14 protein-coding genes and 1 rRNA gene are annotated in these 19,245 nt (G+C 40.1%); 11 read left to right on the forward strand and 4 right to left on the reverse strand.

Features of this window, described 5'->3' with window-relative positions; translation table 11 throughout:
• Positions 1 to 12 precede the first annotated feature (12 nt).
• The 4 genes from nusB (at position 13) to AOR04_RS03555 (ending at position 5,091) form a co-directional block, all read left to right on the forward strand.
• Positions 13 to 423 (forward strand): transcription antitermination factor NusB, encoded by a 411-nt coding sequence (gene nusB, locus AOR04_RS03540; protein ID WP_002961751.1) that lies wholly within the window; start codon positions 13 to 15, stop codon positions 421 to 423.
• Between the two features lie 87 nt (positions 424 to 510).
• Positions 511 to 1,485 (forward strand): thiamine-phosphate kinase, encoded by a 975-nt coding sequence (gene thiL, locus AOR04_RS03545; protein WP_008137965.1) that lies wholly within the window; start codon positions 511 to 513, stop codon positions 1,483 to 1,485.
• Complete coding sequence (locus AOR04_RS03550; protein ID WP_096792561.1) at positions 1,482 to 1,967, forward strand: phosphatidylglycerophosphatase A family protein; 486 nt, start codon at positions 1,482 to 1,484, stop codon at positions 1,965 to 1,967. The genes thiL and AOR04_RS03550 overlap by 4 nt, the downstream gene beginning before the upstream one ends.
• 37 nt (positions 1,968 to 2,004) lie before the next feature.
• Positions 2,005 to 5,091 (forward strand): ligand-binding sensor domain-containing diguanylate cyclase, encoded by a 3,087-nt coding sequence (locus tag AOR04_RS03555; protein ID WP_096792562.1) that lies wholly within the window; start codon positions 2,005 to 2,007, stop codon positions 5,089 to 5,091.
• An 81-nt stretch (positions 5,092 to 5,172) separates the two neighbouring features.
• On the opposite strand, the gene dxs is transcribed toward AOR04_RS03555, so the two are convergent.
• The 3 genes from dxs to AOR04_RS03570 form a co-directional block, all read right to left on the reverse strand.
• A complete protein-coding gene (gene dxs, locus AOR04_RS03560) occupies positions 5,173 to 7,035 on the reverse strand; it encodes a 1-deoxy-D-xylulose-5-phosphate synthase (RefSeq protein WP_096792563.1) in 1,863 nt (620 codons plus the stop codon).
• 105 nt (positions 7,036 to 7,140) lie between these two features.
• Positions 7,141 to 8,028 carry a (2E,6E)-farnesyl diphosphate synthase gene (gene ispA / locus AOR04_RS03565; RefSeq protein ID WP_096792564.1) on the reverse strand — a complete coding sequence of 296 codons (888 nt, stop codon included), beginning with the start codon at positions 8,026 to 8,028 and terminating at the stop codon, positions 7,141 to 7,143.
• Positions 8,029 to 8,030: 2 nt separating this feature from the next.
• Positions 8,031 to 8,273 (reverse strand): exodeoxyribonuclease VII small subunit, encoded by a 243-nt coding sequence (locus AOR04_RS03570; RefSeq protein ID WP_008137959.1) that lies wholly within the window; start codon positions 8,271 to 8,273, stop codon positions 8,031 to 8,033.
• Positions 8,274 to 8,595: 322 nt separating this feature from the next.
• On the opposite strand from AOR04_RS03570, the gene pomA reads away from it, so the two are divergent.
• The 4 genes from pomA (at position 8,596) to AOR04_RS03590 (ending at position 12,935) form a co-directional block, all read left to right on the forward strand.
• Positions 8,596 to 9,363 (forward strand): flagellar motor protein PomA, encoded by a 768-nt coding sequence (pomA, locus tag AOR04_RS03575; protein ID WP_007377461.1) that lies wholly within the window; start codon positions 8,596 to 8,598, stop codon positions 9,361 to 9,363.
• A gap of 2 nt (positions 9,364 to 9,365) precedes the next feature.
• Positions 9,366 to 10,286 carry a flagellar motor protein MotB gene (locus tag AOR04_RS03580; protein ID WP_096792565.1) on the forward strand — a complete coding sequence of 307 codons (921 nt, stop codon included), beginning with the start codon at positions 9,366 to 9,368 and terminating at the stop codon, positions 10,284 to 10,286.
• A 151-nt stretch (positions 10,287 to 10,437) separates the two neighbouring features.
• Complete coding sequence (locus AOR04_RS03585; protein ID WP_096792566.1) at positions 10,438 to 10,920, forward strand: hypothetical protein; 483 nt, start codon at positions 10,438 to 10,440, stop codon at positions 10,918 to 10,920.
• 74 nt (positions 10,921 to 10,994) lie between these two features.
• Positions 10,995 to 12,935 (forward strand): DNA topoisomerase III, encoded by a 1,941-nt coding sequence (locus AOR04_RS03590; protein WP_096792567.1) that lies wholly within the window; start codon positions 10,995 to 10,997, stop codon positions 12,933 to 12,935.
• Positions 12,936 to 12,992: 57 nt separating this feature from the next.
• Here AOR04_RS03590 and AOR04_RS03595 read toward each other — a convergent pair whose 3' ends face one another.
• Complete coding sequence (locus AOR04_RS03595) at positions 12,993 to 14,303, reverse strand: M20 metallopeptidase family protein (RefSeq protein WP_096792568.1); 1,311 nt, start codon at positions 14,301 to 14,303, stop codon at positions 12,993 to 12,995.
• A 111-nt stretch (positions 14,304 to 14,414) separates the two neighbouring features.
• On the opposite strand from AOR04_RS03595, the gene AOR04_RS03600 reads away from it, so the two are divergent.
• From AOR04_RS03600 to AOR04_RS03610, 3 genes are all read left to right on the forward strand, one after another.
• Positions 14,415 to 15,272 carry a tetratricopeptide repeat protein gene (locus AOR04_RS03600; RefSeq protein WP_096792569.1) on the forward strand — a complete coding sequence of 286 codons (858 nt, stop codon included), beginning with the start codon at positions 14,415 to 14,417 and terminating at the stop codon, positions 15,270 to 15,272.
• A 265-nt stretch (positions 15,273 to 15,537) separates the two neighbouring features.
• Entirely contained in the window at positions 15,538 to 16,716 is a 1,179-nt protein-coding gene (locus tag AOR04_RS03605) for an IS4 family transposase (RefSeq protein WP_096792381.1), read from the forward strand.
• A gap of 775 nt (positions 16,717 to 17,491) precedes the next feature.
• Positions 17,492 to 19,026, forward strand: a 16S ribosomal RNA gene (locus AOR04_RS03610).
• The last annotated feature ends 219 nt before the right edge of the window (positions 19,027 to 19,245 follow it).

The following is a 19,245-nucleotide window of genomic DNA, read 5'->3' on the forward strand; positions in this document are numbered from 1 at the left end:
TAAGGAATTTTTGTGAAACCAGCAGCAAGACGTAAAGCACGTATCTTAGCACTCCAAGCCGTTTATTCTTGGCAAATAAGTGGCAATCTAATTGCCGATATCGAACAACAAATGTTGATCGAAACAGACGTTACTAAAATTGATGTTGAATACTTTAAAGATTTAGCGACGGGTGTTGCTGTAAATTACAAGCAACTAGACGAAGCTGTATCACCACATTTAACACGTCCGTTTGATGACTTAGATATGGTTGAGCGTGCAATTTTACGTTTAAGCAGCTATGAGCTTAAGTTCCGTGAAGACGTACCTTATAAAGTTGCTATTAACGAAGGTATTGAGCTTGCCAAAATTTTTGGCGCTGAAGATAGCCATAAATTTGTAAACGGTGTACTTGATAAAGCTGTTAAGCATTTACGCAAGTAATAACAATTCACTCTGAATTTTAAATTTCAGATTGATTGGTTAAACAACCGTTAAAAGGAGAGCCGGCATAGGTCGGCTTTTTTGTGTATGAAGGAATTTGAATTAATTAATCGCTACTTTAAAGGTCGCGGTATCACTCGTCGTGATGTAAACCTAGGAATAGGGGATGATTGCGCATTGGTCTCTGTTCCACAAAATTGCCAACTTGCCGTTACAACAGATACTCTTGTTGCTGGCGTGCACTTTTTTGATGATATTTCCCCTCGTGCACTCGGTCATAGAGCACTCGCTGTGAATTTAAGTGATTTAGCTGCAATGGGCGCTGAACCAACATGGGTTTCGGTTGCACTCACATTGCCAAGTATAGATCCGCAGTGGATTGAAGAATTTACTGAAGGCATGCATGAAATTGCAGAATACTTTAATGTACAAATTATTGGTGGCGATACGACTCAAGGGCCATTAACTATTACTATTTGTGCAAAAGGAACGGTACCTGAGGGGAAAGCTCTGCGCAGAAGTGGTGCTAAAGTGGGGGATTGGATTTATGTTACAGGTCCTTTAGGGGATGCAGGTTTAGCTATTGAATCGCGCAAGCAAGGTTTTAAAATAGAGCCTGAACATTTAAAATATGTTAATAAACGTTTCGATTATCCAACACCTCGCGTAGCAGCTGGCCAAGTTTTACGCGGACTTGCATCATCGGCTATTGATGTATCTGACGGTCTTATTGCTGATTTAGGCCATATTCTAGATATGTCGCAAGTAAGTGCTGTTATTAATGTTGAAAGTATTCCTACATCAGATGCGATGAAATCGAGCCTTGATTTTGATCAGCAATTACCGTTTATTCTTAGCTACGGCGATGACTACGAATTGTTATTTACTGTTCCTGATAGTAATAAAGGGATGTTGGATTTAAAACTACGTCAATATGGTGTAGATGCCGTATGTATAGGACAAGTTAAAAGTGGTGATGGCCAAATTGAGCTTTTATACAATGGTGAAGAGTTTAATTTTGAGCAGCATGGCTTTGAGCATTTTGCAAAGGAGCAGGTTTGAATAATAACCGCAAGTTTAATTTAAAGCGTCCGCACCAATTTTTTGGTTTAGGGTTTGGCACAGGCCTTGCGCCTACAGCGCCTGGTACATTTGGTACTTTTGCTGCACTGCCATTTATTTTTATGACAATGTACTATCCATTATGGTTACAAATTGTGTTTGCTGTAGTGATCAGTATATTTGGTATTTGGGCATGTGGTAAAACGGCTGATGATTTAGGCGTGCACGACCATCCTGCAATTGTATGGGATGAAGTGGCTGGCTATTACATTACCATGATTGGCGCAGCGCTTAGCTGGCAGAGTTTATTAGTTGGCTTTTTGTTATTTCGCTTTTTTGATATAGCAAAACCAGGCCCAATACGTATGCTAGATAAACGAGTACATGGCGGTTTAGGTATTATGGCTGATGATATATTGGCTGGTATTTTTTCGCTTATTTGTTTGCAAGCGTTAATAAAAGTGGGTTTACTACCCTTTTAATTTTTATATTTGAATTGTTTAACTAGGTGGCAGCAATATGATGCGATTTTTACTGGTTTGTGTACTGATGTTGTGCGCGACGCCAAGCTGGGCCTCAATTACTGATTATGTCGTTAAGCAATGGAATATAAAAGACGGTTTGCCGTCACAATCACTCAAAAGTGTAGTGCAAGATCAGCAAGGTTATATGTGGCTGGGTACTCAGTTTGGGTTAAGCCGTTTTGATGGAACAACATTTACTAACTATAGTACCCAAAATAGTTATTTTTTACCAAGTAATGGTATTAATAAACTTTTAATCGATTCGAACGGGTTATTGTGGATAGGTACTAAAAGCGGATTAGTTGTAATTAACCCGGCAACATTTGCAGCACAAGAATTTAATATTAAAGGCCCTGTAAGGGATATTTTAGAAGATGCTAAAGGCAGTATCTGGATTGCAGCAAATGGTTTGTATTATGTTGATAGAGGGCAAGTTGATTTACGCACTGAAGTAAATGGGCCTCTACCTATTGTTAATGCTACCGTAATTACCCAAATTGTTGGCTCTGTTAGCCAAATGGCACTTTCTCCGGAAGGTATTTGGCTGGTTAATGACCGTCATTTATTACGCCTTACTAAAAACGCCTCCGATTTTTCTAAATTACGTTTAGAGCTCACTGCAAAAATATCGCTACCAGAGCGTTTAGCGCAAACTATTGTGCATGATTTATCATTTTTGAACGGCAATTTATACTTGGCTTCAGAACTAGGTGCATATTTTCTAGATTTAGATGATGAACTAAGGCCATTTCCTTTACCCAATGCTAATAATTCAGCTGTTTATAAGTTTATGAGTGATACCAATGGTGGATTATGGGTTTCAACTTACGGGCGTTTATTATTTAGAGATAAGTCAGGCGAATGGCAATGGGTTGAGCCAAGCCAACTAGATCAAAGTATTTGGTTTGCAGATATTTTTCGTGATGATAAAAATAATGTATGGCTAGCAAGCTTTAGTGAAGGCTTATGGCTTGCGCATGAAGGGCGGGTTGAACGACATTCAGCTGTATCTGAGATGACTGAGGCCGTTATGGCAATAAGCCAAGCACCTGATGGTAAATTATGGGTCGCTAACAAAAGTGGTATTGGTTACTTTGATTTAAGTAAAAGCTTTATAAATCTGATCCCTAGTAGTAAATACAGTCGATCGTCAGTCCATGACTTACAGTTTGATGGTGAGCGACTCTATATAGCTACAGGAAGAGGTTTATTTGTTTATGAGAATAATACACTTTATACCGTTCCAGGGCGTGCGCTACGTGATAACCCTGTATTTGCTATAAGCCGTTCAAGCAAAGGTGGTTTTTGGATTGGCACTGGACGGGGGTTATATCGTCTTGGTTATGCGGGACTAACGCCGTTTGCGTATAATGCATTTTTAGGTAGTAAGTTTATTACTTACGTATTGGATAAAACTAATTTTGGAGTGATAGGTACAAGTAAAGGCGCCTATTACTTTACCGAGCGTGGCATTGAAAAAATTGGTGATCAAACGTCTTTAGAAAGTGCTTATGTAACAAGTGTACTGCATATTGATGGTGTAGGTATTTTAATTGGTTCTCTTAACGACGGGCTTTTTTATAGAAGTACCCAAGGGCAATGGCGTCAACTTGATGCGGCTAATGGTCTACCATATGGATCAATTTTTAGCCTCGAATATGATGAAAAGCTAAAACATGTTTGGGTTAGCACCATGAAAGGCGTTTATAGGATGCCTGTAGATCAATTCAAAGCAGATATTAAAAGCTTAAAAGTAGAGGAAGTTATTTCTTCATTTGATCGTCAACTCGATGGTAAAGCTAATCAGTGTTGTAGTGGGTTAGGCCATGACGCAGTTGCTAATATTGGCAGTTCAATTTGGTATCCTAGTTTGCAAGGGATTGTAGAGATCCCTAAAAACGTAGAGCTATTTGGCGTGTTGTCATTGAAGCCAAAAGTAGAAACAATTACCACACCATTGCGTAATTTAACAACTGCAGCCTTAGGTCAAAAACCATCATTAGAAACTGATGAGCGAGATATAACGCTTACCTACACGGCTATAGATTATTATGCACCAAACAGCATTGAATTTAGGTATAAGCTAAGTGGCTTAGATAGCGATTGGCGTTATGCAAATACACGTAGAGAAGCTATTTATACTAACTTACCGGCAGGGTCGTTTTTATTTCAGCTTGAAGCAAAGCGACAAGGTGAAGATTGGAGTAAAGCACAAGAAGCTGAATACGGCTTTATTGTGCCAGAGCGCTTTGATGAAACTATTTATTTTAGATTGTTGATCACCAGTGGCTTCATTTTGTTTTTTTACTTGGTTTTTTGGGTATTTAGAGCACAAGAGCGCAGAAAGCAAGAAGCACTCGAGGGATTGATCACCGAACGTACATTAGAGTTACGTCAAGCTAATGATAAGCTTAATCAAGTGAATTCACAGCTCAAGCTAGTAAGTCATTCAGACGAGCTTACGGGGCTTCGTAGTCGTCGATTTTTGTTCGATCAATTGCCTAAAGATATCGAACACTTTCAACGTAATTCTCAATCGCTGCAAGCTCAGGGTAAGTCACTTGTTTTACTAATAATCAACTTTGATAACTTTAGTCGAATTAACGATGCATATGGCCCAATAGCGGGTGATAGCTGTTTGCAGCAAATGGCAGCATTACTTAACTCTCGCACACAAGGATCCGACTACGTAGCGCGTTGGAGTGGCGATGAATTTTTACTCCTACTGCGTGATTTTAAATGTAATAAAATAGATAGCTATGCTTCGGAGCTGTGCCAAGCTGTTGCAGAGTATTCATTCCAGCTTCCGAATGGAAAAAGTACTAATATTATGGCGTCAATTGGTTGGTCTTTCTACCCGTTACCACTTTTAGGTGGGCAAGTCATCAGTTGGGAGACATCTATTAACTTAGCTGATATTGCACTGCACCAAGTTAAAAAGCGTGGTGGCGATGGTGTTGCAAACATTACGTTTGATGATCAGCTTGATGCATTTGAGTTTGAGCAAAATTCTAACGTTGACCAACAATTAGGTATTTTACAAAGTAATGGCCTAGCTGATATTAAAGTGTGGATGCGCTGATCAGCTGATGGGTAATATTTGACATTAAAAAAGGAGCCTAGGCTCCTTTTTTAATGTGCTCTACATTTAAATGTATAGAAGTTAATTAATAAACGTTTTAATCGCGGTTAGTATTCCTTGCTCGCCTAATCCCATTTCATCGTGCATTTCATTTTGCGTGCCGTGTTTAATAAACTCATCAGGAATACCTAAGTTAAGGATATTAATATCAGCTTTTTGCGTTGCGAGGTATTCGTTAACTGCAGAGCCGGCACCGCCAGCAATCGCGTTATCTTCAAGCGTAACAAAGGTATCGTGGCTAGTAGCAAGCTCATTTAAAAGTGCAGTATCAAGTGGTTTAATAAAACGCATATTAACAAGCGTTGCATCTAATTCATTTGCGGCAAGCTGTGCGTTTTCAAGTAATGTACCGAATGATAAAATGGCAATCTTTCTGCCTTCTTTAACCGTATTTGCTTTGCCTATTTCAAGCAATTGCATAGTGCTTTCAATGTCTGCAGTACCTGCGCTACCTCGAGGGTAACGAACTGCAACAGGGCAGTTTGCTTTATAACCGGTGTATAGCATTTGGCGACACTCGTTAGTATCGCTTGGTGCCATAATGACCATATTTGGAATACAGCGCATAAAGCTTAAATCGTACGCACCTTGGTGAGTTTCACCATCGGCTCCAACAATGCCTGCCCGGTCAATGGCAAATAATACAGGTAAGTTTTGCAGTGCAACATCATGTATTAATTGGTCATATGCACGTTGTAAAAAGCTTGAGTAAATAGCCACAACAGGCTTTAAACCTTCACAGGCAAAACCAGCAGCTAAAGTAACAGCATGCTGCTCTGCAATGGCCACATCAAAATACTGGTCAGGGAATTCTTTAGAAAAACGCACCATACCTGAGCCTTCGCGCATTGCTGGCGTAATCGCCATTAAATTACTGTCTTGCTCTGCCATATCGCATAACCAATCGCCAAATACTTTTGAAAAAGTAGCTGCACTAGGTTTAGATTTAGGTAAGCTAGTTGTGCTTGGGTCAAATTTTGGTACGCCATGATAGCCAATCGGATCGGCTTCAGCTGGTTTATAACCCTTACCTTTTTGCGTTTTTATATGTAAAAGTTGCGGACCTTTTAAATTACGCATATTACGTAATGTATCTACAAGCATGTTTACATCGTGACCATCAATTGGGCCGATGTAATTTAGGCCTAATTCTTCAAAGAAGGTCCCTGGGATCATCATGCCTTTAATATGCTCTTCCATTTTACTGGCAAGTTGCTTTACCGGAGGCACGCCTGAGAGTAACTTTTTACTACCTTCACGAATGTTAGTGTAAAAGCTACCAGATAAAATTCGGGCAAAGTGATTTGTTAAGGCGCCAACATTTTCAGAAATCGACATTTCGTTATCATTTAAAATAATAAGCATGTCTGATTTTACATCACCTAAATGATTCATCGCTTCAAATGCCATGCCTGCGGTTATTGCTCCGTCACCAATAATGGCTACAGATTTTCGACCTTTGCCTTCTTTTTGGGCGGCAATAGACATACCTAAGGCAGCTGAAATAGAGGTGCTTGAATGACCTACGCTAAACGTATCGTATTGGCTTTCATCGCGAAAAGGAAAAGGGTGTAAACCGTCTTTTTGGCGAATAGTGTGCATTTGGTCGCGGCGACCTGTAAGGATTTTATGCGGATAAGCTTGATGACCCACATCCCAAACTAGGCGATCGTCTGGAGTGTTATAAACATAATGTAGCGCAACGGTTAGTTCAACCGTCCCTAAACCAGACGCTAGATGACCGCTACTTTGCGATACTGAGTTGAGTAAATAATCGCGCAGCTCATTGCTAAATGCAGGGAGTTTATCTTGCGCTAAATCACGCAATTGGGCTGGCTCGTCAACCAAATTAAGTAATGGATACTTGCTACTATCAAGTGTCATGGTTTTATATATATCCTTCGCTAACATTAATTAATCCAAAGCTTTTACGAATAATTAATGTTGAGTAATAATGTCAGTGTTAATTGCAATACGTATGAGTAATAATTAGTGGTCACGCTCAATTAGGTAATTTGCCAGCGATGCGAGAAGTGTGGTGTCTGCATCTATATTTGCCAACGCTTCATGGGCTTGTTGTATTAAGTTTTGTGCCTTTTCTTTAGCGCCTAGCATACCTAATAACGCAGGGTATGTCGCTTTATTCGCGGCAATATCGGAGCCTTGTGGTTTACCTAAAGTAAACGTATCGCCTTCAACATCTAAAATGTCGTCGTGTACTTGAAATGCAAGCCCTATAGCATACCCAAAAACGCTTAAGTTTTCTAAGGTTTGTTCATCAACATTTTCGCTGCACAGTGCACCAAGTGTAATTGCGCAATTAATAAGTGCGCCAGTTTTTAGCTTATGTATTCGCTCAAGTTCTTGTACTGTAATGATTTTATCAGTGGCTGCAATATCTAAACCTTGACCTGAAACCATTCCTTCAAGGCCTGATGCGTGGGCGAGTGTCGCTATCATTTTTACCTGTGTTTGAGCAGAGCAGTTAAAACTATGTTTAGCAATTAGTTCAAAAGCTAAAGTTTGAAGAGCATCGCCGGCTAAAATTGCTTGGGCTTCACCATAAACTATATGACAAGTTGGTCGACCACGACGCAGATCGTCGTCATCCATAGCAGGTAAGTCATCATGTACTAGCGAGTAACTGTGTATGCATTCAATAGCTGCTGCTAATATATCTAAATCTTTTTTGTCTGCCCCTAATATTTTGCCTGTTGCGTAGACTAAAAATGGGCGCAGCCTTTTTCCACCATTAAACAAACTGTAATGAGTTGCTTCTTTTATTGCTCTATCACTATCAAGTGCTTGTTCAAAATAAAGGTTTAGTGCTGATGCAACGTCTATTTGAGCACGCTCAATATGTTCTTTAATGCTCACCGCTATTCCATATCATTATCAAAGTTTGTAAGTACTGATTTATCGCCATTACCCATTAAAATAGATACCTTTTGTTCTGCTTGCTTGAGTTTACCAGATGAAGCGTTAGCTAGAGCAATACCGCGTTCAAACTGCTTCAATGACTGCTCAAGCGATAAATCACCTTGTTCCATATCACTAACAATTATTGATAATTCTTCTAGTGCTTGTTCGAAACTTAAGTTTTCAGGTTTTTTAGTCGCCATCTTATTTCAGCTTACTTGATAAATTTAGGAGCCAATTTTAGGGGGAATGCTAAACTAGGTCAAAGAATGATATGTTTTTTTCTTCTATTACGGCTAAATGTTACTTTATGTGGATTAATAAAGCCTTAATTACGGTCATACTGATATCATTTAAATGATTAATCGTTATATTAACATTGTAACTTTGTTTAAAAATAATCCTGAAATTGTTTTTTATGTTTATTTTCATATATGACTCAAGCAATTTAGCATGTTGCCGATAAGCAGTTAATAATAAAAGTTTTACAATAAGGCCTTAGTGCATGAAACCTCTGGAGGTAATGTGGATTTAGCAACCATAATAGGGATCCTTGGCGCAATTGGCTTAATTGTCATGTCCATGTTTATGAGTAGTAGTGGTGAAATGGCCATGTTTTACAATACCCCTTCAGTGGTAATTGTATTTGGTGGCTCTATATTTATAGTTTTATCTAATTACACCATGGGACAATTTTTTGGGATAGGTAAAGTTGCCGCTAAAGCTTTTATGTTTAAAATTGAATCGCCGGAAGAGTTAATTGAAAAAGCGGTTGAACTTGCAGATTCAGCTCGAAAGGGCGGTTTTCTGGCGCTTGAGGAAGCTGAAATACCAAATCAATTTATGCGTAAAGGTGTAGATATGCTAGTTGATGGTCACGATGCTGACGTTGTTAGAGCGACCTTACAAAAAGATATCACTTTAACTTCAACACGACATGAAATGGGCGCAGGCTTATTTAAAGCGATGGCCGATATTGCTCCTGCAATGGGTATGATTGGTACGCTTATTGGTTTAGTTGCTATGTTATCGAATATGGACGATCCAAAATCAATTGGTCCTTCAATGGCTGTTGCACTATTAACTACCTTATACGGTGCCTTTTTAGCAAACGTAGTGGCTATCCCTATTCAAGTTAAATTGGAACTTCGTAAAGACGAAGAGGCGATGAATCAACGTTTGATTTTAGATGCAGTTTTAGGTATCCAAGATGGTCAAAATCCAAAAGTGATTGAAGGTATTTTGAAGAACTACTTAGCTGAATCAAAACGTAAAGTTGATACTGAGGAGTAACCATGTCTGAGCAAGAGTGTAAATGTCCACCTCCTGGTTTACCTGCTTGGATGGGAACCTTTGCCGACTTAATGTCTTTACTGATGTGCTTTTTTGTACTCTTGCTTGCATTTTCTGAAATGGATGTACTTAAATTTAAACAAATAGCAGGCTCGATGAAGTTTGCTTTTGGTGTGCAGAATAAAATTGAAGTAAAAGATATCCCTAAAGGTACCTCTGTTATTGCTATGGAGTTTACCCCAGGCAAACCAGAACCCACTCCAATAGAAACTATTCAACAACAAACAGTAGAAATGACTCAACAAATGTTAGAGTTTCAGGCTGGAGAAGAAAGCTCAGCTGGTGGCAGGCAAGAACAACGCGGGGACAAACGTGGTGGCGAATCTCGGAGCACTTCGCAAGAAAAATCATCAGAGCAGGCTATTTCAGCAGCGGATCAAGAACAAACAAACGAGCTTGTTAAAAAAATCGCGCAGCAGCTTGAAAAGCAAATTATTGATGGTGCAATAGAGCTTGAGTCTTTAGGGCAGCAAATAATTATTCGTATTAGAGAAAACGGTTCCTTTCCTTCAGGTAGTGCATTTTTACAACCTAAGTTTAAACCTATAATTCAAGATATCGGTGTTCTTTTAAAAGATGTGCCAGGAGAGATTACAGTTTCAGGGCATACCGATGATTTTCAGGTATCGAATGAACTGTATGTTAATAATTGGGATTTATCATCTAAACGTGCTGTGGCTGTTGCAAGTGAATTACAAAAAGTACAAGGCTTTGACAAAACTCGGATGATGGTTGTTGGGCGAGCTGAAACAAGACCACTTGTACCAAATGATACAGATGAAGACCGCCGAAGAAATCGTCGTGTCGAGATTTCTATTTTGCAAGGTAAAGCAAAAGAGTCAGCACCTATTGATGTTAGGTAACTTTACTTGGCAAATACGTTTATTTATCATAAAGTAAGCTTTCAATAACAAATGTAACGGAGTCAGCCATGAAGAATATCGATAAATTTAGTTATATGCCAGGCAATGGAAATGGACAGGATGATGACACAAAACCAGATTAGGTAACTCTATGCCTACATGGTTTAATAGTAGTATGCAAATACTCGAAATTAGCTGGGTGCTATTTTTACTCCCAGCTATTTTTGTATTCTACTTACGTAAGGATTATCTGGCACTTCGCTTTGTGTTAGTTACCGCTGCTTTTTTTTTGTACGGTACTTTAATTTACGGTGATCTAATAACTATTGATGACCCTTATATTTGGCGTTATGTTGTCTGGGTATTTAATGATCTGGCGTGGATGGCTCTGATTGCCTATTGGGGTCTTAAAGATAAAGTGCATTTGTGGCAATGCGTATTGGGCCAACTTGTGGTTATTGGTGCACCCATCCTGCAGTTGTTTCGTCTAGTTGACCGTCACCTTTGGGATTTATCTTACAGCACTTATATGTATAAAACTTTGCTGCCATTAATTAATATTGGCACTATTGTAGTGTGTTATCTTCCTCTTTTATATATTTTTGCTAATAAGCGAAATAAAGCTTTAAGTTAATAACTACAAAATACCCCTCGTTTTAAAATGATATGCTAGAATACTGTTTATATGAACAGTGTTAGAGCTTGGTTATGAAACTTTATATTGCTGAAAAACCCTCTTTGGGTCGCGCTATTGCAGACGCACTTCCTAAACCGCATAAAAAGCATGATGGCTATATTGAAGTGGCGAATGGTGATTGCGTATCTTGGTGCATAGGTCATTTGCTCGAGCAAGCAGAGCCTGATGATTATGATGAGCGCTTTAAAAAGTGGCAGTTTGATCACTTACCTATAATACCTGAGCAATGGAAATTAAAAGCTAAAACCAAAACACGCAAACAACTTACTGTTTTAAAAAAATTGATTAAACAAGCTTCACTACTTGTACATGCTGGCGATCCAGATCGAGAAGGCCAGCTTTTAGTGGATCAAGTAATAGAAGAAGCTAAAATAAGTCAGGCTAAAAAGCAGAGTACGCAACGCTTACTCATTAGCGATTTAAACTTATCCGCAGTAAAAAAATCACTGGGCACTATGCGTTCTAATCGAGATTTTATCCCGTTAAGTGTATCTGCTTTAGCGCGCTCTCGTGCGGATTGGTTATTTGGAATGAATTTAACCCGCGCATATACATTAGCGGGGCAAAAAGCAGGATTTGGTAATGTGCTTTCGGTAGGGCGAGTACAAACCCCTATTTTAGGTCTTGTTGTTAATAGAGATAACGAAATAGCACACTTTGTATCTAAGCCATTTTACGATGTACTGGCGCATTTACTTACTCCAGATAACCAGCCATTCATAGCTAAGTGGGTTCCTAGTAAAGCATGTGAGCCACATCAAGATGAAGAAGGGCGAATACTTAACAAAGCACTTGCGGAGAATGTTGCTTCACGTATTGCAAAACAAAGTGCTGAGCTTACTTCACTCGACCAAAAACAAAAAAAGCAAAGTGCTCCATTGCCTTATAATTTATCTGCACTACAAATAGATGCCGCTAAAGCATTTGGTATGCCAGCTCAAAAAGTATTGGATATTTGCCAAATACTTTACGAACGTCATAAATTAATAACTTACCCACGTTCAGACAATCGTTATTTACCCAAAGATCATCATCAAGAAGCATCTGCTATTTTTAGGGCAATAAGTGCTAATGGGGGGCAAAGTAGTGAATTAGTAAACGGGGCTGATGTAAAAAAGCGTAGTAAATGTTTTAACGATTCAAAAGTAGCTGCCCATCATGCCATTGTGCCTACGGCTAAGCAGTTAAAGTCAGCGAGTTTGAGCGGTGACGAAGCAAAGGTATATCAATTAATAAGCCGTCATTACTTAATTCAGTTTTATCCCGACTATATATATAACGAAACTAAAGCTGAGGTAATTATTGCAGGTGGGCTTTTTAAGGCAAATGCAAAGCAAGATGTAAGCTTGGGTTTTAAGGTGTTAATGGGTAAATCTGAATTAAAAGATGAAGCCTCGCTACCTCCTTTAACAAAAGGTATGCCTCTTTTTTGTGATAAAGGCGAAGTAGTCGAAAAGCATACGTCGCCTCCAGCTTATTTTACCGATGCGACATTATTGGCTGCGATGACGGGCATTAGCCGTTATGTTAAAGATCCACAAATTAAAAAAGTATTAAAAGACACCGATGGTTTAGGTACGGAGGCAACACGTGCGGGAATAATCGAGTTGCTTTTTAAACGACGTTTTTTAAAACGTGAAGGTAAGTCAATTAAAGCAACCGAAACCGGTTTGGCACTTATTAGTGTTTTACCCCAAGGTCTAGCAAGTCCCGACTTAACGGCTAAGTGGGAGTCGAGCTTAGGGGATATAGCGCAACAAGCAATGAGTTATCAGCAATTTTTACAGCCTTTACTTGCTGACCTAAATGGGTTTGTTCAATTAGCAGCAAGCTGCGATAGCAATGCATTTGCGAAGTTACCAAAAACCTCACCTAAAAAACGTTTTGCTAAACGAGGTGGAAAAGCGACCTTTAAAAAGTCGAGTTATAAAAAAAGCTCTGTTGCTAGTTAGCAACAGAGCCATTTTATTAAACCATATTGCTTAATGTTGAATTGGTATTACATCAGGTTACTTATTAAATAAAGCAACCGCAGCGTTACTCATTGCTTTTATTCCGGTAGGGATAGCAATTTTATAATCTGGTGCAAATTTACTAGAGTGTAGGGAAGGGAGTACCTCACCTGTTTTTATCGAATCTGCATATTGTGCTTGGTTTACGCCTCCTAGCCAAAAAAGGGTAATAGGGATATTTTCATCGGTGCGTCCGTATAGGCCAAAATCTTCACCCGCCATTACAGCTTGTGTTTCAAGTACATTAGTATCGCCAATTGCGCTGGCAATAGAGTTTCTAACAATATCTGTTTGTGCAGGGTTATTATAAGTAGATGGAATAGATTCATCTTCATGTACATATACTACAGGGTAGTTTGATTCATCCAATCCAGCACTTTGTGCTATCCCAGCTGTAATACGTTTGATAGCAGCTATTTGAGCGCTTCTTACATTTGGGTTATAGCTTCTGAGGGTGAGTTGTAGTTTTACTTCATCCGAAATCACATTATGTTTTGAACCGCCATGAATAGACCCCACTGTAATAACAGAAGGCTCAAGCGGTGAAAGCTCTCGGCTTGTGATTGTTTGTAGAGCAAGTACAGTGCGTGCAGCTATAACCACTGGGTCAATAGTTGTATGCGGATAAGCACCATGACCACCTTTACCTTTTATTGTAATATCGACAGAATCTACACTTGCCATAGTGTATTCATTTTTCATTGATACCTTACCAGCGGGGACGCTAGCGCTTACATGTAAAGCAATTATATGATCAGGTTTTGCATATTTACTAAATAGTCCTTCGCTTAACATGGCTTTAGCACCCCCACCAACTTCTTCGGCAGGCTGTGCAACCATCATCAAAGTGCCTTTCCATTGATCTTTGTGTACTATTAATTGCTCAGCAGTACCAATAAAAGAACTCATGTGAATATCGTGGCCACAACCGTGCATTACACCTACTTTCGCACCATGCTCGTCTATTACTTTAACTGTTGAGGCATAGGACTTTCCTGTCTGCTCTATAATAGGTAAGCCATCGGTGTCAGTGCGGATCATCACGGTTGGACCGTTTCCGTTTTTGTAAATGCCGACAACACCAAAGCCACCTACATTACTTGTTACTTTAAAACCCAGCTGAGTTAATTTATCCGCTATTTTATTACCCGTTTTTTGTTCGTGATAAGAAAGCTCTGGCGATTGGTGTAAATCGAGGTAAAACTTTTCTATAGCTGGCATGGCTTTGCTTAAATTCAAATCGAGTCCATTTGCCTGTACAAATGGACTTGCTAATAAAAGTGCTGCACTTAGGTAAGTTAATTTCATGTTTTCCCTCATTGTTGAATATGTATACCGAGTGATTTAGGTATAAGACTTGTAATTATTATGTTCACCACCATATAAAAACCTAAATAGATGAATATGGCAATCAATTCAATGAGCAACATAGTTAGTATTAATGCGCAAAACCTTCAACAAGTACTCGGTGAAACATCACAGCAAAAATTAGTGTTGCTTAACTTTTTCTCTCCTCAAAGTCCTGACTGCATCGGACAAGCTGCGATTTTAGATAAAGTAGCGGCTGAATATGCAAGCCATATAGTAGTAGCAAACCTAGATTGCGATGTAGAACAAGCACTCGCTTCTCAACTTGCGCAACAAGTTGGTCTTCAAACACTGCCTACGCTTGTATTATTAAAAGACTCTGCACCAGTAGATTTACTTGCCGGTGTTCAAAGCGAAGCACAAATACGCGAAGCCCTAGCAAAGCATTTACCTGCGCAACAAGACTTACTGTTAGAACAAGCAAAGCAAGCGTTATTAAAGTCAGATTTAAATGCTGCATTTAATTATGCAAAGCAAGCTTATGAAATAGACAGCGGGAATGTACGTATCAAATTAGTGCTAGCAGACATATGTATTCAAATTCACAAGGTAGATGAAGCGCAAGCGCTTATACATACAATAGATGCACAAGAGCAAGATGCTTACTTTAATAATATAAAAGCAAAATGCGAAGCCGCGCTTGAAGCAAAAGATTCACCAGAGATTAAAGAAAAGCAACAACAAGTAGAAAAGTACCCTAATGACCTAGAATTAAAAGAAGAGCTCAGTATTTTACTCAATGAAGCGGGCAGAAAAGAAGAAGCATTGGATGTACTATTTACAGTGCTGCAAAAAGATCTGAATTTCAACGAAGCAAAACCAAGCTTTTTAGCCATTATTGCCTCTTTACCTGATGGCGACGCACTCGCAGCTAAGTATCGTCGCAAGTTATATAGTATTTTATACTAGGGTCTGTTGCTCTTTGCGGATTAAAATTTGTTCAAACTAGGGGTTGTTTAATCGCGGCGCGAGATTTGTAACCTAGTGGGCTCGGTAACTGCTCCTGCGTTACCCTACTGGCTTACATCCATGTAAGAATAAGTAAAAACCGAGTAACAAAGAGTAAATAGCCCCTAGAAAGAACCCTTTGGGCTGACGAATCCCCAAAACGTGACAGGCACAGCAATTTATGATCTTATGTAAATCACCACAACCCACATAAGTCACAACTGCTATGCCTGACACATCAGTTTGCCATAAGTACTTTAAACATGCATTAGCGCCATTCAATAATGCCAGAGTAAAAACATTACTAAGCTGCAGTAATGCATTAATTTCGGGCAATAAACTTACCTTAACTGAAATCGGCAGAAATTTGTCTGGCGCTGTGGATGTAAAACATAAAATAAAACGCGTTGATCGCTTCTTAAAAAATACTCACCTCTACAATGAAAGGGTCGCTATCTATAAAGCATTAGCTCATCCTATTATCGACTCTTTACCAATGCTTGCAATTGCCGTTGACTGGAGCGGTGCCTGTGGTCACGACTATCACTTACTGCGAGCAAGCTTACTTGTGGATGGGCGCTCTATCGTGATTTATAACATGATTGTTGAGCAGAAGAATTTTGATAGCCCAGCAACCAACAGCCTGTTTTTAGATGAACTTTATGAAGTGCTTGGACGACATCCTAGTGTCTATATTGTAACAGACGGCGGCTTTCTTACGCCTTGGTATAGTAAAGTACGCGAACTTGGTTGGCATATGATAGGTCGATTAAGAGGCTCAATGAAGTGTAAACTAGCCATGCAATCACAATGGCATACATTAAAACAACTTAGGGCTGGTGCCAGCGATATACCAAAGGCGTTAGGTCAAGCACGACTAACTCAGTCCAGCCCGACAGCATGCGATGCATTTTTACACGTATATCATGGAAAAAATAAAGGAAGAAAAGGAAAAAGCAGATTTACGAAAGATACAAAAATGTATCAAAACTTAGCGAAAGAGCCATGGTTACTCGCGACATCAGACAATACAATGACGAGTAAGCGAGTAGTTGGTTTATATAGTAAAAGAATGCAAATAGAGCAAAATTTCCGCGATGACAAAAGTTTGAGATATGGTTTTTCGTGGCGTTTTAGTAAAAGCACCGGCATAAATAGAATAGGAATATTATGCTTGATAGCCACAATAGCGAGCACTGCGTTATGGTTTATAGGGTGTGAAGCAGAAAAAAGAAAGTGGCATATAAAATTTCAAGCAAATAGTGTTAAGAATCGCCGAGTTCTTTCATTTTTAACCTTAGCCAAGCAAGTCATAAAGCTATGTAAGAGACGTATTACACAAAGCTATATAGAAAAAAGTTTAAAAAACTTTATTTTTAATTATCAAAAAGAGGCCGCTGGATAAAGTGGGGATCCCTCAGCCCTTTGGGCAGCGCCTGTTTGGCATTAATGCTACGTTATCGCCTATTTATGGGGAGTAACCACACTACATAGGTTCTGCCTTGCCTGAATACCAAACAGGCTGCTGCAAATTTAACCTTGAAAGATAAACAGACCCTAGATTCTAATAACTATTACTTTTGAGAAGCACCTATATAGGGTGCTTTTTGTATTTTTAGGGTTTTAATTAAAAGCTTTAGTATGGTTTAGCTATGTAAAAACAAGAGTTATCAACAGGCTTTTGTGGGTAACTTGTGTTTATCATGTGCGCTTGCTTGGGGCTTAATTTTAATTACTATTTTATGCAAATAACGCTTGCGTAAAATCCGCCGCTCCCTATAATGCGACCCCACTGAGACGGGAAACGCCGACGCATAGCGAGGCACGAACTACTCAGAGAGTTAAATAAAACTTCGGTTTTAAATCTTCCAAAAGAAAGTTTAAAACAAAGTATTGACTCGAAAAATAAAGGGTGTATTATTCGCACCCCTTGAGACGCTAAAGCGACTCAAAACGTTCTTTAACAATATAAAGCAATCATCTGTGTGGGCACTCGTACAGATTGAGTTCTAACAGCCAAGCTACTTAGGTAGCGAGGCAAAAAAATTAGAGTCTCAATTGAAAACTGAGTGACCAACAGAAGTAACTTATTTATAAGTTGCTTCGGCACAGTCAATTCAATATCGAAAGATATTAAAAAATTCAGAATTCATTGAGCTGTCGAAAGACATAAAACTTTTTAATTGAAGAGTTTGATCATGGCTCAGATTGAACGCTGGCGGCAGGCCTAACACATGCAAGTCGAGCGGTAACAGAGAGTAGCTTGCTACTTTGCTGACGAGCGGCGGACGGGTGAGTAATGCTTGGGAACATGCCTTGAGGTGGGGGACAACAGTTGGAAACGACTGCTAATACCGCATAATGTCTACGGACCAAAGGGGGCTTCGGCTCTCGCCTTTAGATTGGCCCAAGTGGGATTAGCTAGTTGGTGAGGTAATGGCTCACCAAGGCGACGATCCCTAGCTGGTTTGAGAGGATGATCAGCCACACTGGGACTGAGACACGGCCCAGACTCCTACGGGAGGCAGCAGTGGGGAATATTGCACAATGGGCGCAAGCCTGATGCAGCCATGCCGCGTGTGTGAAGAAGGCCTTCGGGTTGTAAAGCACTTTCAGTCAGGAGGAAAGGTTAACGGTTAATACCCGTTAGCTGTGACGTTACTGACAGAAGAAGCACCGGCTAACTCCGTGCCAGCAGCCGCGGTAATACGGAGGGTGCGAGCGTTAATCGGAATTACTGGGCGTAAAGCGTACGCAGGCGGTTTGTTAAGCGAGATGTGAAAGCCCCGGGCTCAACCTGGGAACTGCATTTCGAACTGGCAAACTAGAGTGTGATAGAGGGTGGTAGAATTTCAGGTGTAGCGGTGAAATGCGTAGAGATCTGAAGGAATACCGATGGCGAAGGCAGCCACCTGGGTCAACACTGACGCTCATGTACGAAAGCGTGGGGAGCAAACGGGATTAGATACCCCGGTAGTCCACGCCGTAAACGATGTCTACTAGAAGCTCGGAGCCTCGGTTCTGTTTTTCAAAGCTAACGCATTAAGTAGACCGCCTGGGGAGTACGGCCGCAAGGTTAAAACTCAAATGAATTGACGGGGGCCCGCACAAGCGGTGGAGCATGTGGTTTAATTCGATGCAACGCGAAGAACCTTACCTACACTTGACATACAGAGAACTTACCAGAGATGGTTTGGTGCCTTCGGGAACTCTGATACAGGTGCTGCATGGCTGTCGTCAGCTCGTGTTGTGAGATGTTGGGTTAAGTCCCGCAACGAGCGCAACCCCTATCCTTAGTTGCTAGCAGGTAATGCTGAGAACTCTAAGGAGACTGCCGGTGATAAACCGGAGGAAGGTGGGGACGACGTCAAGTCATCATGGCCCTTACGTGTAGGGCTACACACGTGCTACAATGGCGCATACAGAGTGCTGCGAACCTGCGAAGGTAAGCGAATCACTTAAAGTGCGTCGTAGTCCGGATTGGAGTCTGCAACTCGACTCCATGAAGTCGGAATCGCTAGTAATCGCGTATCAGAATGACGCGGTGAATACGTTCCCGGGCCTTGTACACACCGCCCGTCACACCATGGGAGTGGGTTGCTCCAGAAGTAGATAGTCTAACCCTCGGGGGACGTTTACCACGGAGTGATTCATGACTGGGGTGAAGTCGTAACAAGGTAGCCCTAGGGGAACCTGGGGCTGGATCACCTCCTTATACGATTTAGAACTTATTTGTTCGTAGTGTCCACACAGATGATTGTTAATTAGTGCTTGTCCCTTTGGGATAACTAATTAATATGCTCTTTAAAAATTTGGAAAAGCTGATAATAAAATTCTGATAGATACATTGTATTTATCAAGAGTTTTCAAAAGTAAAAAAACAATGGTAGCAGTACCATTGAGTGCCATTTAGTTAACTCTTATGAGTTGATTG

The organism is Pseudoalteromonas sp. 1_2015MBL_MicDiv (genome assembly GCF_002407505.1).
GTDB lineage: Bacteria > Pseudomonadota > Gammaproteobacteria > Enterobacterales > Alteromonadaceae > Pseudoalteromonas > Pseudoalteromonas fuliginea.

Coding starts and splice junctions, on each gene's coding strand:
- thiL (WP_008137965.1), top strand. CDS start 511: ATGAAGGAATTTGAATTAATTAATCGCTACTTTAAAGGTCGCGGTATC.
- AOR04_RS03555 (WP_096792562.1), top strand. CDS start 2,005: ATGATGCGATTTTTACTGGTTTGTGTACTGATGTTGTGCGCGACGCCA.
- dxs (WP_096792563.1), bottom strand. CDS start 7,035: ATGACACTTGATAGTAGCAAGTATCCATTACTTAATTTGGTTGACGAG.
- AOR04_RS03570 (WP_008137959.1), bottom strand. CDS start 8,273: ATGGCGACTAAAAAACCTGAAAACTTAAGTTTCGAACAAGCACTAGAA.
- AOR04_RS03580 (WP_096792565.1), top strand. CDS start 9,366: ATGTCTGAGCAAGAGTGTAAATGTCCACCTCCTGGTTTACCTGCTTGG.
- AOR04_RS03585 (WP_096792566.1), top strand. CDS start 10,438: ATGCCTACATGGTTTAATAGTAGTATGCAAATACTCGAAATTAGCTGG.
- AOR04_RS03590 (WP_096792567.1), top strand. CDS start 10,995: ATGAAACTTTATATTGCTGAAAAACCCTCTTTGGGTCGCGCTATTGCA.
- AOR04_RS03595 (WP_096792568.1), bottom strand. CDS start 14,303: ATGAAATTAACTTACCTAAGTGCAGCACTTTTATTAGCAAGTCCATTT.
- AOR04_RS03600 (WP_096792569.1), top strand. CDS start 14,415: ATGAGCAACATAGTTAGTATTAATGCGCAAAACCTTCAACAAGTACTC.
- AOR04_RS03605 (WP_096792381.1), top strand. CDS start 15,538: ATGCCTGACACATCAGTTTGCCATAAGTACTTTAAACATGCATTAGCG.